The organism is Brucella pseudogrignonensis (genome assembly GCF_002252525.1).
Classification (GTDB): Bacteria; Pseudomonadota; Alphaproteobacteria; order Rhizobiales; family Rhizobiaceae; genus Brucella; species Brucella pseudogrignonensis.
The window spans coordinates 119683-134056 of record NZ_NNRM01000017.1; the positions used below are offsets into that span (position 1 = coordinate 119683).

Below are 14374 nucleotides of genomic sequence, written 5' to 3' on the forward strand. Positions count from 1 at the left end.
ATTGCGACTCAGTTCCGACCTTCCGATTCGGAATTCAATATCCACAACGTGCCAAAACGGCCAGTATCACACGATGTTACAATGATCGTGACAAAGTTGAAGAGCCGGCGAAATCGAGGTCAAAAGCAGCATCGAAAAAGCTTAAAAAGACGCTTGCGTAAAATCTTGAAACATCGGCGAAATAAGGCAGTGATGTGGCCTGTATTTCAGCAAATTGAATCGCGTTAAATCAATAACTTATAAGATTTGCTAAATCACGTTAAGGATTTGTTAATAAATTTAAGGGGTTTGTGGGGAAAATTAAGCTCTGGATTCGGGTTCAATCTGCCTCTGTTTTGGAGGTGTCGTGACTTTTGGAATTTGACCATTCGCCTTTTTTTGGCCTAAAAATTCTAAAACCTTGAATGCAAAGAGTGACAGCAGAACGTTTATTTTATGATTTTCGTTCTATTTGGCTGGAGCGCCGGGCATCTTAGAAGGATGTGCAAAGGCTGCTCTGTTAGTTCAAATCTGCTGCATAGTTTTATGCGGTGGCACCACAGCCAGGTTTCAAACGCCTTTTGCGGGGCGGAGGCCAGGTTGGATCAGTTAAGGGTCCTAACTATGAGACTGAGCCGTTGACGCGCGCTTCGAAATGGAAATTGCCCGCTATTTTCGGGCTACTGGTTGCGCCATTTTTGGTGACGGGTTGCACGACGACCAGTGGCACGACCAAGACCAAAACCGAAAAGACGGTGGCGGCTAGCCACGTCAAGACAGTCAATGGCGTCAAGACTTTCACATACACCGCCAAAGACCGCGAATGCCTCGAACGTGCGATGTTCTTCGAATCCAACCGTTCAAGCCCCGATGGTCTGATGGCCGTTGGTACGGTCGTGATGAACCGCCTGGCTTCGGGTAGCTATCCGGATACGATCTGCGGCGTTGTTGGTCAGAAGAACCAGTTTGCGCCAGGTGTACTGACACGCAAGATGAATTCAAAGGCTATGCCTGACGTTCAGGCAACCGCGGATGCTGTTCTTAAGGGCAAACGTCATCCATCGCTGAAGAACTCGATGTTCTTCCACACGGCTGGCTTGAAGTTCCCTTACCGCAACATGCATTACGTGCTGGTTGCTGGCGGAAACTCCTTCTACGAAAAGCGTGGTCGCGATGGCGAACTGGAAAATCCGGTTCCACAGACCCCGTACAATCTGGCCTATGCTTCTACTCCACAGGCACCATCCATGCCTGAAGGTCCGTTCTACAACGTAACCGATCAGCAGGATGCGACTGTTCCGCAGGCACAGCCAACAGTGCGGGTTGCATTGGCTGAAGCAGCGAAGACGACGGAAACCCAGCAGAATGGCGGCGTCGGCCCACAGGCTCGTGGTGATCGTTTGGCTGCTCTGCCTGTCAAACCAGCGGAAAAGCCGGTTATGACACAGGTGGCAAGCTATCAGCCGACATTCGATGAAACGGCTCCTGCTGCGGAAAATGTATCTCTTGGCTATACCGCCGATAAGAAGCATGTCGATGCAATCGGCGCGATGCTTCTGTCGCAGGAACGACCGGAATCGCCGCTTTAAAAGCTGACTTAAGGACATAAAAAAGCGCCCGAAAGGGCGCTTTTCTATTACTTAGCCTGTACTGGTACGGGTCGATAAACAGGCTGATAGATAACCATGGGCATATCATAGAAATCAGGTCTGTTCTGCCAGGCACGACGATCCGCACGGCGGTCAAGATCAAGCTGCAACAGGCAGTTGGAAAACGCATCGGATTTTTGTTTGAAACCATAGCTGCGGCAGGTCTGTTCGTCTGCTGCGCGGCGCTGTTCGGGTGTCATAGTTTGACAGCCTGCAACCAAGCCCGCCAGACCAAGGATAATAAGCACGCTTTTCTTCATAGCCGTTGCTCTCATTGAGTAAAAGTTTCTATCGACCGCGATCTAAATATAGCGCAGTGGCGAGAAAAAGCGTGGTGAAATTAAGTCATCTTGCCCAGCGCATCCTAAAAAGTGCGGCGCAGTTTTCAGACACGATGTGCGCCAAAAAGAGATTGGGGCGCTTATCTGGTGCAATCAGATTGAAAAGCGCTCTAAACTGCCGCTGATTCTTTCAAACACGAGGCTTGCAGCCATATGGCACATGACAATAACGCTCCCGTCATCGATCCGGTAAAACTCGAACGTCTGGCCGAAGTCGCCGTGCGCGTCGGGCTGCAATTACGCGAAGGTCAGGACCTTGTCATCACCGCACCTGTCGTTGCGCTGCCGCTGGTGCGTTTGATCGCGAAACACGCCTATAAGGCTGGTGCGGGCGTTGTAACGCCATTCTTCTCCGATGATGCAATTGCGCTGGCGCGTTATGAAAATGCATCGGATGAGAGCTTTGATCGTGCGGCTGGCTGGCTTTATGAAGGCATGGCCAAGGCCTATGCCAATGGTGCAGCACGTCTCGCCATCGCCGCTGATAATCCGATGCTGTTGTCTTCGCAGGATGCGTCAAAGGTTTCGCGCGCCAATCGCGCCAACTCCAAGGCCTATCAGCCAGCGCTCGAAAAAATCGCAGGTTTCGACATCAACTGGAATATCGTTTCCTATCCGAACCCGGAATGGGCGAAGCTGATGTTCCCAGATGACGCAGAAGACGTTGCGACCCGCAAGCTGGCCGATGCTATATTTGCTGCTTCCCGCGTTGATGTGGACGATCCGGTCGGTGCATGGGCCGCGCACAATGCAGCATTGCGCACCCGCACGCGTTTCCTCAACGGCAAGGCATACAGCGCGCTGCATTTTAAGGGACCGGGCACAGACCTGACGGTTGGTCTTGCCGATGGCCATGAATGGCATGGCGGTGCATCGACGGCCAAGAACGGCATAACCTGCAACCCGAATATCCCGACCGAAGAAGTCTTCACCACGCCACATGCGCTGCGCGTCGAGGGACATGTATCGAGCACCAAGCCGCTGTCGCATCAGGGCACACTGATCGACAATATTTCCGTGCGCTTTGAAGGCGGACGCATTGTCGAAGCCAAGGCAAGCCGTGGCGAAGAGGTTCTCAACAAGGTACTGGATACGGACGAAGGCGCACGTCGTCTGGGCGAAGTGGCGCTGGTTCCGCACTCCTCGCCAATTTCGCAGAGCGGGCTTCTGTTCTACAACACGCTATTCGATGAAAATGCTGCGAGCCACATCGCGCTCGGCCAGTGTTATTCGAAATGCTTTATCGATGGTGCAAAGCTTACACCTGAACAGATTGCAGCACAGGGTGGTAATTCAAGCCTCATTCACATCGACTGGATGATCGGTTCTGACAAGATCGACGTCGACGGTATCAACGCTGATGGCAGCAGAGAGCCTGTCATGCGTGGCGGCGAATGGGCCAACTGATACAAAAAAGGCCGGGAATTTCCCGGCCTTTTTTGTAATCTTAGAGCACCAAAATCAGTTCTTTTCCTGAACGTGGGCTTCTAGGAACCACAGCGACTTGTCGAGGCTGCGCGAGGCGGCGGTGAAAATATCCGCCGTGGTGTCGTCACCTGCTTCATCTGCATCTTTGATCGACTGGCGTACGAGATTTGCAACATCGCCATAGCGTTCGATCAGCGCTGCCAGATGATCATGAACAGCGTAAATGTCGGTCGGATAGGCTTCAAGCTTGGAGTCTTTTGCGACGACCTGTGTCGTACCATAGGCGGTTCCGCCAAGCTGTACGGCGCGTTCGGCGATGGTATCGACATGCTCGTCGAGGTCAGTGCGGAACGTGTCGAGCAATTCATGTACGGCGATGAATTGCGGTCCCTTGAGGTTCCAGTGAGCCTGCTTGGTGATGAGGGCGAGGTCGATGGTCGCGGCCAGATTTTCATTCAGCAGCGCGATCATCGTGGTCTTTGTATTGGAGGGAAGATCGTTGCGGGTTGCATGCATCGACTTCTTGGACATTTTATCCTCATATCCTTTGCGCGATCCGGCTTGTTTTCGGTGATTGGGATATCACCGATGAAAAACAAATTTGTTTCTCTACAAAAAACCGGTCTCGCCAGATCTCAATGAAAGGCCGGTCTCGGGATACGGTAAATGTTATCCGCCCCGCATCCAGCATCAAAACGTTCAGCACAAAGTTTTGTTCCTGAAAACAGCAGCAAATTTAGCCGGTTTTATGTGTTTTGCTTGTAGCAGGACGATTTCTGATTTACCCGATGGCACATGAAGATACTCGCCCTCGATACCGCCTCTTCCTGGTGTGCTGCCGCAGTCTATGATTCCGGCACAGATACGGTTCTTGCTGAAATAAGTGAGAATATCGGCAAGGGACATGCCGAAGTCCTGATGGACTATATCGAGCAGGCAATGACGCAATCCGGAATTGCTATGGCCAAACTTGATCGTGTGGCGGTCAATGTCGGTCCCGGTTCTTTTACCGGCGTGCGGATCGGGGTGTCGGCCGCACGCGGTTTTGCACTTGCACTTGATCGTCCGGCTCTTGGCGTGGGCGCGTTTGATGCACTTGCGTCTGAAATTGCGATAAGCCATCCGGGCCATCCGGTTCTGGTTTTGCTTGAAGCGCATCGTGGCGAGATTTACGCGCAGGCTTTTGGTGCTGACGCGGTGGCCATAACTGGCCCAATGGTGTTGGCGCGTGAGGAAGCGCTGGCGCTTATTCAGCAGCAATCTTCCGAGACGATTCTGGCGGGTTCGGCTGCCGCTGCTCTCAATGAAACTCTTGCAGGTTCTTTCAGTGTTGCGCGCGTTGAGCCGACAGCTCGCATAGGCACTTATGCAAAGCTTGCGGCCTTACACGAGCCGGGTGAGGCGCCTAAGCCGCTTTACATGCGTGGTCCCGATGTGAAGCCACAGACGGGTTTTGCACTGCCGCGCAAGGCAGGCGGGGAATAGCGTCATGATGAGCTTTGTGCTTGGACGCTTTGGCCGCAGACCTGTTTCAATTGAGCCGCTTGGCGCGCAGGACAGCGGCGAAATTCAACGTATTCACGCGTTGGCCTTTCATCATGGCTGGAGCTCGGACGATTTCCGTTCGCTGATTGCGCAGGATTCGGTATTCGGCTTCGTTGCGCGGCCTGAGGGTAAGCCCGGCAAGGCATGTGGCTTTGTGCTGGCGCGACTGGTTGCAGGCGAAGCGGAAATTTTAACGATTGCGGTCTCTGATGAGGTGCGCAAGCAGGGTGTTGGACGCTCGCTGATGGATGCGGTGCTGCGTTATCTCTATCAGGAACGCGCAGATACGCTGTTTCTGGAGGTTGATGAAAACAATGTCGCGGCACTCGCATTGTATCGGCGCATGGGTTTCAACAAGGTCGGTGATCGTCCTGCTTATTATGAAACAGCCAATGGCCGCTCGTCGGCTTTCATTTTGCGACGCGATCTGGTGAGGCCACAATGATTGGTGCGATCCGCATCATTCTGGTTGTTGCGGCGATGGTGACGCTCAGCCTGTCGCTTATTCCCGTGCAGTATGTGTTTCTGAAACTGAAAAACACCTGGAAACGCCGCCTGCCGAATTTCTTTCATCGCATTGTAGCGCGCCTTTTTGGCTTTCGGATCACGATTGTCGGAGAAATGCCGGAAGGCCGACCGCTGCTGCTGGTCGCCAATCACACATCATGGAGCGATATTGTCGTTCTTTCGGCGACCGGGCAGGTGTCATTCATCGCCAAGTCCGAAGTTAAAAGCTGGCCGGTATTTGGATTCTTTGCAGTGCTGCAGCGCACTGTCTTCGTTGAGCGCGAACGGCGCGGCAAGACAGGCGAACAAACATCCGACATCGCCAGGCGTCTGGCTGATGGCGATGCCATGGTGCTGTTTCCCGAAGGCACGACATCCGATGGCAATCGTGTATTGCCATTTAAAACCGCACTTTTTGGTGCTGCCCATGCAGCAATCCGCGAAGCGGGTGTGCCGGAAGTGATCGTGCAGCCGGTAGCAATTGCCTATACTGGTGTGCATGGCATGGCGATGGGCCGTTATCATCGCCCAATTGCCTCATGGCCGGGTGATGTTCAGTTGATGCCACATCTCAAGGGCATTCTGCGCGAAGGTGCCATCGATGTTGAAGTGCGCTTCGGTGAGCCGATTGTGGTAACTGCCGATACGGATCGCAAAGCGCTTGCCCGCACCATGGAAAACCGGGTGAGGGCACAGTTGCAAAGCTCGCTTTTGGGGCGCGAAGTCGCTGAAGATTAAAGCATTTCCAGCAAAATTCCGAAGCGATTTGCGCGGGATAAGGCGATAAAAACAAAAAGATATAGTATTCCCTATGGTTCATTCTAAATAGGAAATGCTCTGAGAGCGTAAGTTTGTCGCCTTTTAATGCTGTGATAAAAACGCTAGATAGCCGCCATGAGCGAAAACATGACCGATATTCAAAAAGCATCAGATGGCAGCAACACACGTAAGGTCTTTGTGAAGACCTATGGTTGCCAGATGAATGTCTATGACAGCCAGCGCATGGCCGACAGCCTTGCACAGGAAGGCTATGTCACGACCGATACGCCGGATGATGCCGATTTGGTTCTGCTCAACACCTGCCATATTCGCGAAAAGGCATCGGAAAAGCTTTATTCAGCGCTGGGTCGCCTGCGCAAGATGGCTGATAAACGGGGACCAAATGGCAAGGAATTGACCATTGGTGTTGCCGGTTGCGTCGCACAGGCTGAAGGTCAGGAAATCCTGCGCCGTGCGCCGAATGTCGATCTGGTGATCGGACCTCAGACCTATCATCGTTTGCCGAATGCGCTTGCGCGCGTGCGTGGCGGCGAAAAAGTTGTCGAAACCGAATATGCCATCGAAGACAAGTTCGAACATCTGCCCGCACCAAAGCGCGAAGAAACCCGCAAGCGTGGTGTCTCGGCTTTTCTGACGGTTCAGGAAGGTTGCGACAAGTTCTGTACGTTCTGCGTAGTGCCCTATACGCGTGGTTCGGAAGTCTCGCGCAGTGTTGCGCAGATTGTTGCTGAAGCAGAACGCCTTGCCGATAGCGGCGTGCGCGAACTCACGCTTTTGGGTCAGAACGTCAATGCATGGCATGGCGAAGGTGATGATGGTCGCGAATGGGGGCTTGGTGAGCTTTTGTTCCGCCTTGCACGCATCCCCGGTGTGGCGCGTCTTCGTTATACGACCAGCCATCCGCGTGACATGGACGACACGCTGATTACAGCACATCGCGATCTTCGTCAGCTGATGCCTTACCTGCATCTGCCGGTTCAGGCGGGTTCGGATCGCATTCTCAAAGCCATGAACCGTCGTCACAAGGCTGATGAATATATCCGCCTTGTCGAGCGTATCCGTGAAGTGCGTCCGGATATGGCGCTATCGGGTGATTTTATCGTCGGCTTCCCCGGCGAAACTGATCAGGATTTCGAAGATACGATGCGTCTGGTGCGTGAAGTGCATTATGCGCAGGCTTATTCGTTCAAATATTCGCCGCGTCCCGGCACACCGGGGGCAGATCTTCCCGACCATGTGGAAGAAGCAGTCAAGGATGAACGCCTGCAACGACTTCAGATACTGTTGAATGAACAGCAATATGCGTTTCAGGATTCGCTCGTTGGCCGTGAAATGGATGTACTTCTGGAAAAGAAGGGCCGTTTCGACCGTCAGATGGTTGGTCGTTCGCCATGGCTTCTGCCTGCGATCATCGATGACAATGAAGATCAGGTCGGTGAAATCATCCGCGTAAAAATTACGGGGACTGGCACCAATAGTCTTATTGCGCAAAAGCTTGTCTAAGCGCATGATGTCATTCAGGCAGTAGTCGCGGTGTCTCGAGTTTCGTACCGAACATTCTGCCGGTACTGCGATTGCAATGCGTGAACCTTAGGGAGATGCGGTTGAGCGCTACGGAAAAGTTAAAGCCTGCCAAGCCAACCATTCAAACGCAAAACAGCCCGACTATAACCCCGGTTACAAGTTCAGCTTCTGGGGCCTCCGATATGGCTCATATCGTCCTCACATTCGACAATAACCGTCTTGCAAGTGCGCTTTACGGCCAGTTCGATGAGAACTTGGCGCGTATCGAGGAGAAGCTCGGTGTCGATGTGCGTTCAAAGGGCAATCAGCTTTCGATTCGTGGAGAACCCACCGCCACCGAACAGGCACGGCGTGCGTTGGATAATCTCTATGAAACTCTGCAAAAGGGCCATGAACTTGGACCGTCAGATGTTGATGGTGCTCTTCGCATGGCGATTGCTGCCGACGATCAGCTGACACTGCCAACCCTTGAAAACAAGGGCAAGCTTTCGTCGGCGCAGATATCCACCCGCAAGAAGACGATCTTTGCCCGCACGCCGGTTCAAGACGCTTATATGCGTGCCTTGGAACGTTCGGAGCTGGTTTTTGGCGTTGGTCCTGCGGGTACGGGTAAAACCTACTTGGCGGTTGCCCATGCTGCCATGTTGCTTGAGCGCGGTCTTGTGGAGCGCATTATTCTGTCTCGTCCGGCTGTTGAAGCAGGCGAGCGTCTCGGCTTTCTGCCCGGCGACATGAAGGAAAAGGTCGATCCTTACCTTCGCCCGCTTTATGACGCGCTTTACGACATGATGCCTGCGGAAAAAGTCGAACGCGCTATTACAGCTGGCGTGATTGAAATCGCTCCGCTTGCCTTTATGCGTGGCCGCACGCTTGCGCATTCGGCCGTCATTCTCGATGAAGCGCAGAACACGACATCCATGCAGATGAAGATGTTTCTGACACGTCTTGGTGAAGGTTCGCGCATGATGGTCAATGGCGATCCAAGCCAGATCGATCTTCCGCCCGGCCAGAAATCCGGTCTCGTTGAGGCGCTTCGAGTTCTCGAAGGTGTGGATTCTGTGGTCAAGGTGCGCTTTACCGAGAAGGATGTTGTGCGCCATCCGTTGGTGGCTGCAATTGTCGGCGCTTACGACAATGATGCAAAAAAGCACGCACGGTCAGAATGATTGAAGATTAGTCTTGCATTCCTGTGAGACAATGACGATCTAAAAATATTACGTCCGCTTTCAGGCGGACGTCTCTTTTAACAACTGGAAGGATAGAGCGGCTGTTTCATCGCAAGCCGCGACAGAAGTGTCAGACAACGCGATCCAAATCGATATTATGATCGAAGCCGGCAACTGGCCGGATGAAACAGTCCTTGAAGGGCTTGTGAAACGCTCCGTTGAGGCGGCCTGGGATAATCTCCGGTTGAAGCCTGCAGAGAGCGAACTCAGTCTGGTTTTTACAGACGATGCTTCAATCCGGAAGATCAATGCCGAGTGGCGTAACAAGGACAAGCCGACCAACGTGCTGTCCTTCCCAGCTTACCCTGTAAAGGCTGGCGAGCAGCCTGGCCCGATGCTTGGCGATATTATCGTCGCACGGGAAACGGTGGAACGCGAAGCTCTCGAAGAGGGCAAGCCACTCGATAACCATCTTTCCCATCTCGTGGTGCATGGCTTTTTGCATCTTTTGGGGTACGATCACGAGACGGAAGAGGAGGCCGAGGAGATGGAACGCCGTGAGCGCGAAATCCTTCATGCTCTTGCCATCCCTGACCCTTATGCTGTATCCGATTTAAACGTTGAAACAGATTGATCATGGCTGACCAAAACAATTCCTCGACCGCTGGCGATAGCCGAAGCGACACACAAGACGCCGAAGGGCAAAGTACGCAGCGCTCACAATCGAGCGAAAAGCGTTCCCTGCTGGCAAATATTTTCCCGTTCATGCGTTCGCGCCAGTCATCTTCCTTGCGTGAAGATTTGGCTGATGCGCTTTCAAGCACCGAAAGCGAACAGGATTCCGCTTTCTCGCCTGAAGAAAAGGCTATGCTTCATAACATTCTGCGCCTGCGTGAAATCCGCGTCGAAGACGTGATGATTCCGCGTGCTGATGTCGTGGCCGTTGAAATCTCCACGCCTCTTTGGGAAGTGCTCGAACTGTTCGAAAGCTCGGGCCATTCGCGTATGCCGGTTTATGCCGAAACGCTGGATGATCCGCGCGGCATGATCCATATCCGCGATGTTCTTAATTATATCACCAAGCAGGCCCGTCAGAAGACGACCCGCCGAACGACCGCGCGCAAGACTGCAGAGACGAGTGCTGCCAAGTTTGACATGGGCCGGATCGATCTTACTAAGACGATTGGTGAACTTAATCTGATGCGTAAGGTTTTGTTCGTACCGCCATCGATGATGGCAAGCGGACTGATGGCGCGTATGCAGGCAACCCATATCCAGATGGCGCTGGTCATCGATGAATATGGTGGCACTGACGGTCTGGCTTCGCTGGAAGATATTGTCGAAATGGTTGTCGGCGATATTGAAGACGAGCATGACGACGAAGAAATCATGATCGCCGAAGAAGCAGACGGCGTTTTTGTTGTTGATGCTCGTGCTGATCTTGAGGAGCTGACTCAGAAGATCGGCCCTTCCTTTGAAGTGGGCGAGCATGGCGAGGATGTCGACACCGTCGGCGGCCTTATCTTCTCTGTTCTCGGACGCATTCCGGTACGCGGCGAAGTGGTTCAGGCAATTCCGGGATATGAGTTCCATGTGCTGGAAGTTGACCCGCGTCGTGTGAAGCGGGTTCGTATTGTACCTCTTTCAGAAGCTGATCGTCGCCGACAGTTGCGTGCCGTAACCACACCCAAGACGGATGAAGGCGTTTCCGATAGCACGCCAGAAACAACGGAAGCGTCCAAAGAGGCCTGATGATCAAGGGGCTTGCGGGGAAATTAGCGTCTTTAAGCGGCTGGCGTCGAGCATTGGTTGCTTTTATCAGCGGCGCCATTGCGACGCTGACGCAGCCTCCCTTTGATGTTTTCATCGCAGGCTTTATCGCCTTCCCTCTACTTGTCTGGCTGATGGATGGTGCTGTTCCCGACGCGAACAAAGGCCCGATCAAACGCTTTTTCCCGGTTGGCCTCATCGGCTGGTGGTTTGGCTTCGGCTATTTCGTGTCCGGTCTCTGGTGGATCGGGTCGGCCCTTCTCGTTGATGCGCGACAGTTTGCCTGGGCCATACCACTTGCCGTTTTAGGCCTTCCGGCGTTTCTTGCCATTTTTTACGGACTGGCTGCGATGATCGCGCGGCTTTTCTGGTCCGATGGTATGGGGCGTATTTTCGCTGTCGCACTTGGCTTCGGCTTTACCGAATGGTTGCGAACCTTTGTTTTCACAGGTTTCCCGTGGAATGCATTGGGCTATGCCGCGATGCCGACACCGATGATGATGCAATCGGTCGAGATCATCGGTCTTGTTGGCATGAGTGCGCTTGCAGCGCTTGTTTTTTCTGCACCGGCGCTACTCAGCGGCGGGAAACTGGCAAAGACGGGCATGGGGCTGGCAGCACTGCTTGTGGCCGCTCATATCGGCTTCGGCTTCTGGGTCCTGTCAAACGCGCCTGCACTCGACACAGACCGCACAACGCTTTCGATCCGCATTGTGCAGCCTTCCATTTCGCAAAGCCTGAAGTGGGACAACAACGAGCGCCGCGCAATTTTCGACAAATTCATTGCGATGACCGAACAGGCGCCAAAAAACGGCAATCCAAGGCCGGATGTCGTGATCTGGCCGGAAACTGCGGTTCCCTATATTCTGTCATCGACACCAGAGGCGCTCGCGCGTATCGCCGATGTGGTCGGTGACGATCAGGTTTTGCTGACGGGTGCCGTGCGCGAAGAACTCGTGCCGCGCCGCGACCCGCGTTATTATAATTCGATCCTGACGATCAACGGCGACGGAAAAATCATCGATTACACTGACAAAGTGCATCTTGTTCCATTTGGTGAATATTTGCCATTTGAGCAGATTTTGCGCAGTTTAGGTCTTCAGGAAATCGTGGAGATGCCAGGCGGCTTTACCGCCGCAAAGGCGCGCCACGCCATCAACGTAATGGAAGGCCAGACCTTCCTGCCGCTCATTTGTTATGAAGCAATTTTCCCTGACGAGCTTTCCTATACTGGACGCAAGGTGACTGCGATCGTCAATGTTACCAATGATGCCTGGTATGGCGACACGCCGGGACCTTACCAGCATTTCCGACAGGCACAGGTGCGTTCGGTTGAACAAGGCCTTCCGTTGGTGCGTGCAGCAAATAATGGTATTTCAGCAGTCGTCGATGCCTATGGTCGAATCATAGAGCAACTTCCACTCGACGCCGTTGGCGTCATAGATGCTCATCTTCCCGAAGAACGTGTCCCATTTTGGGGCAATGCACCCGGTGGTAAGCAGGCTCTTTCTATCCTGTTAACCTTACTCGCCGTATGCGTGTGCATGCGGCTGCCAATTGGCAGGCGTTTTCATTGACACGACAATTTTGTTAAGCTGTTATGGTCACGCGGTGACGGTTTCTTGCGCAAACCTGTCAGACTACCTCCCACAATGAATTTTATCGCTGTTCAGATGAACAGGACATGAATGAAAGCTCGCAGTTGCGAGGAGTGAAAGCTGTATGATTGAGAATAAAAAGAAACCCAACCCCATCGACGTGCATGTTGGCAGCCGCATCCGCCTTCGCCGCAATATGCTGGGTCTCAGTCAGGAAAAATTAGGCGAAAGCCTCGGCATCACTTTCCAGCAGATCCAGAAATACGAAAAAGGCACCAATCGCGTCGGTGCAAGCAGACTTCAGGCTATTTCTTCTATCCTTACCGTTCCTGTTTCTTTCTTTTTTGAAGACGCGCCTGGTTCCAGTGCGACAACGCCCGCTGGCTTTGCCGAGGACAATGAAGCGACTTACGTCGTTGATTTTCTCAATTCGAACGAAGGTGTGCAGCTAACGCGCGCATTTACCAAGATTTCGGATCCTAAAGTACGTCGTAAAATCATTGATCTTGTGAAGTCTCTCGCTGCAGAAGGCGAATAAGGCGTAATTTGTTCACAAAAGCGTATGCCGGGAGGATTTTTTCCGGCATCGCGGTGTTGCAACAAGAATATGCATTGACGGTCCAATCCCAACTTCGCTAACACATTGATGTGCCCGGAACGTAATGAAACAGTTCCGGGCGCTACTGTGTTTCCATGGCGGACATTCGTTCCGTTGGATTTTCAAGAGGGGTTACCCGTGTCGCGCAGTTCTTATCTCTTCACCAGCGAATCCGTGTCTGAAGGTCATCCAGACAAGGTTTGCGACCGTATTTCCGATGAAATCGTAGACATGATTTACAAGGAGGCGCGCCGCACCGGCGTCGATCCTTGGTCTGTTCGCGTTGCATGTGAAACGCTTGCCACCACCAATCGCGTGGTCATCGCTGGCGAAGTACGCGTGCCTGAGACTTTCCTGAAGAAGAATAAGGACGGCACCATCGCGCACGACGCGGCGGGGCATCCGCTGATTAATCCTTCCCGTTTCCGCTCTGCAGCGCGAAAGGCGATCCGTGAAATCGGTTACGAGCAGGACGGCTTTAACTGGCGTACGGTGAAAATCGATGTGCTTCTGCATCCACAGTCTGCCGATATCGCACAGGGCGTGGACAACGCATCTGATCGTCAGGGCGAAGAAGGTGCAGGCGATCAGGGCATCATGTTCGGCTATGCCTGCCGTGAAACCCCAGATCTCATGCCAGCGCCGATCTACTATTCGCACAAGATTCTCGAAAAGCTTGCCGAAGCCCGCCACAAAGGTGAAGGCGATCCAGGTAAGCTCGGCCCTGACGCCAAGAGCCAGGTGACGGTTCGTTACGAGAACGGTAAGGCCGCTGAAGTCACGCAGATCGTTCTTTCCACGCAGCATCTCGATGCCAGCTGGGATTCGAAGAAGGTGCGTTCGGTTGTCGAGCCTTACATTCGCGAAGCGCTTGGCGATCTGCCGGTTGCCGCAAACTGCAACTGGTACATCAATCCAACCGGTAAGTTTGTCATTGGCGGTCCGGATGGTGACGCCGGTCTGACCGGTCGCAAGATCATCGTCGACACTTATGGCGGCGCAGCACCGCACGGCGGCGGTGCATTCTCCGGCAAGGACACGACCAAGGTTGATCGTTCGGCGGCTTATGCTGCGCGTTATCTTGCCAAGAACGTAGTTGCGGCCAATCTCGCAGACCGTTGCACGATCCAGCTTTCCTACGCCATTGGCGTTGCTCAGCCGCTTTCGGTCTATGTTGACCTGCACGGCACCGGCAAGGTTGACGAATCGGCGGTTGAGGAAGCGCTGCGCAAGGTTATGGACCTGTCGCCAACCGGCATCCGCAAGCATCTAGATCTCAACAAGCCTATCTATGCCAAGACCTCTTCTTACGGCCATTTTGGTCGCAAGGCTGGTCGTGATGGTTCCTTCTCCTGGGAGAAGACCGATCTTACCAAGGCATTGAAGGCAGCACTCTCAGCCTGATTGATTACATTTCCAGCAATACTGCGCAGCGGTTTTGCATAGGATAATGCGTAAAAAAGAGTTAGAGCGGTTCCCACGATACCGC

The 14374-nt window shown here is 53.3% G+C and carries 14 protein-coding genes; 12 read left to right on the forward strand and 2 right to left on the reverse strand.

The window, feature by feature from the left end; genetic code table 11:
• Positions 1-617 precede the first annotated feature (617 nt).
• On the forward strand, positions 618-1568 hold the full coding sequence (locus CEV34_RS07195; protein WP_007872784.1) for a cell wall hydrolase: 951 nt from the start codon (positions 618-620) through the stop codon (positions 1566-1568).
• 47 nt (positions 1569-1615) lie between these two features.
• Here CEV34_RS07195 and CEV34_RS07200 read toward each other — a convergent pair whose 3' ends face one another.
• Positions 1616-1888: a hypothetical protein gene (locus CEV34_RS07200; protein ID WP_007872787.1), complete on the reverse strand. Its 273-nt coding sequence runs from the start codon at positions 1886-1888 to the stop codon at positions 1616-1618.
• Positions 1889-2122: 234 nt separating this feature from the next.
• Here CEV34_RS07200 and CEV34_RS07205 point away from each other — a divergent pair, with 234 nt between their 5' ends.
• Positions 2123-3376 carry an aminopeptidase gene (locus CEV34_RS07205; protein WP_007872790.1) on the forward strand — a complete coding sequence of 418 codons (1254 nt, stop codon included), beginning with the start codon at positions 2123-2125 and terminating at the stop codon, positions 3374-3376.
• A 54-nt stretch (positions 3377-3430) separates the two neighbouring features.
• Here CEV34_RS07205 and dps read toward each other — a convergent pair whose 3' ends face one another.
• A complete protein-coding gene (dps, locus tag CEV34_RS07210) occupies positions 3431-3928 on the reverse strand; it encodes a DNA starvation/stationary phase protection protein Dps (protein WP_007872793.1) in 498 nt (165 codons plus the stop codon).
• Between the two features lie 264 nt (positions 3929-4192).
• Here dps and tsaB point away from each other — a divergent pair, with 264 nt between their 5' ends.
• The 10 genes from tsaB (at position 4193) to metK (ending at position 14289) form a co-directional block, all read left to right on the forward strand.
• Positions 4193-4882, forward strand: a complete 690-nt coding sequence (gene tsaB, locus CEV34_RS07215) for a tRNA (adenosine(37)-N6)-threonylcarbamoyltransferase complex dimerization subunit type 1 TsaB (protein ID WP_007872795.1) — start codon at positions 4193-4195, stop codon at positions 4880-4882.
• Positions 4883-4886: 4 nt separating this feature from the next.
• Positions 4887-5387 (forward strand): ribosomal protein S18-alanine N-acetyltransferase, encoded by a 501-nt coding sequence (rimI, locus tag CEV34_RS07220; RefSeq protein ID WP_007872797.1) that lies wholly within the window; start codon positions 4887-4889, stop codon positions 5385-5387.
• On the forward strand, positions 5384-6187 hold the full coding sequence (olsA, locus tag CEV34_RS07225; protein WP_007872799.1) for a lyso-ornithine lipid O-acyltransferase: 804 nt from the start codon (positions 5384-5386) through the stop codon (positions 6185-6187). Before rimI ends, olsA begins: the two co-directional genes overlap by 4 nt.
• A gap of 156 nt (positions 6188-6343) precedes the next feature.
• Positions 6344-7732, forward strand: coding sequence for a tRNA (N6-isopentenyl adenosine(37)-C2)-methylthiotransferase MiaB (gene miaB / locus CEV34_RS07230; protein ID WP_007872802.1), 1389 nt, complete (start codon positions 6344-6346; stop codon positions 7730-7732).
• Between the two features lie 101 nt (positions 7733-7833).
• Positions 7834-8919 carry a PhoH family protein gene (locus CEV34_RS07235; RefSeq protein ID WP_179253473.1) on the forward strand — a complete coding sequence of 362 codons (1086 nt, stop codon included), beginning with the start codon at positions 7834-7836 and terminating at the stop codon, positions 8917-8919.
• Between the two features lie 127 nt (positions 8920-9046).
• Positions 9047-9553 carry an rRNA maturation RNase YbeY gene (gene ybeY, locus CEV34_RS07240; protein ID WP_039859414.1) on the forward strand — a complete coding sequence of 169 codons (507 nt, stop codon included), beginning with the start codon at positions 9047-9049 and terminating at the stop codon, positions 9551-9553.
• A gap of 2 nt (positions 9554-9555) precedes the next feature.
• Positions 9556-10671, forward strand: a complete 1116-nt coding sequence (locus CEV34_RS07245) for a hemolysin family protein (protein WP_007872811.1) — start codon at positions 9556-9558, stop codon at positions 10669-10671.
• A complete protein-coding gene (gene lnt, locus CEV34_RS07250; RefSeq protein WP_007872813.1) occupies positions 10671-12266 on the forward strand; it encodes an apolipoprotein N-acyltransferase in 1596 nt (531 codons plus the stop codon). The genes CEV34_RS07245 and lnt overlap by 1 nt, the downstream gene beginning before the upstream one ends.
• A gap of 145 nt (positions 12267-12411) precedes the next feature.
• A complete protein-coding gene (locus tag CEV34_RS07255) occupies positions 12412-12825 on the forward strand; it encodes a helix-turn-helix domain-containing protein (protein WP_007872815.1) in 414 nt (137 codons plus the stop codon).
• Between the two features lie 198 nt (positions 12826-13023).
• Positions 13024-14289 (forward strand): methionine adenosyltransferase, encoded by a 1266-nt coding sequence (gene metK / locus CEV34_RS07260; RefSeq protein ID WP_007872817.1) that lies wholly within the window; start codon positions 13024-13026, stop codon positions 14287-14289.
• Positions 14290-14374: the final 85 nt, after the last annotated feature.

Excerpts from the sequence above, each read along its gene's own strand:
- CEV34_RS07200 (WP_007872787.1), bottom strand. The coding sequence starts at position 1,888 with ATGAAGAAAAGCGTGCTTATTATCCTTGGTCTGGCGGGCTTGGTTGCA.
- CEV34_RS07205 (WP_007872790.1), top strand. The coding sequence starts at position 2,123 with ATGGCACATGACAATAACGCTCCCGTCATCGATCCGGTAAAACTCGAA.
- dps (WP_007872793.1), bottom strand. The coding sequence starts at position 3,928 with ATGTCCAAGAAGTCGATGCATGCAACCCGCAACGATCTTCCCTCCAAT.
- tsaB (WP_007872795.1), top strand. The coding sequence starts at position 4,193 with ATGAAGATACTCGCCCTCGATACCGCCTCTTCCTGGTGTGCTGCCGCA.
- rimI (WP_007872797.1), top strand. The coding sequence starts at position 4,887 with ATGATGAGCTTTGTGCTTGGACGCTTTGGCCGCAGACCTGTTTCAATT.
- olsA (WP_007872799.1), top strand. The coding sequence starts at position 5,384 with ATGATTGGTGCGATCCGCATCATTCTGGTTGTTGCGGCGATGGTGACG.
- miaB (WP_007872802.1), top strand. The coding sequence starts at position 6,344 with ATGAGCGAAAACATGACCGATATTCAAAAAGCATCAGATGGCAGCAAC.
- CEV34_RS07245 (WP_007872811.1), top strand. The coding sequence starts at position 9,556 with ATGGCTGACCAAAACAATTCCTCGACCGCTGGCGATAGCCGAAGCGAC.
- lnt (WP_007872813.1), top strand. The coding sequence starts at position 10,671 with ATGATCAAGGGGCTTGCGGGGAAATTAGCGTCTTTAAGCGGCTGGCGT.
- CEV34_RS07255 (WP_007872815.1), top strand. The coding sequence starts at position 12,412 with ATGATTGAGAATAAAAAGAAACCCAACCCCATCGACGTGCATGTTGGC.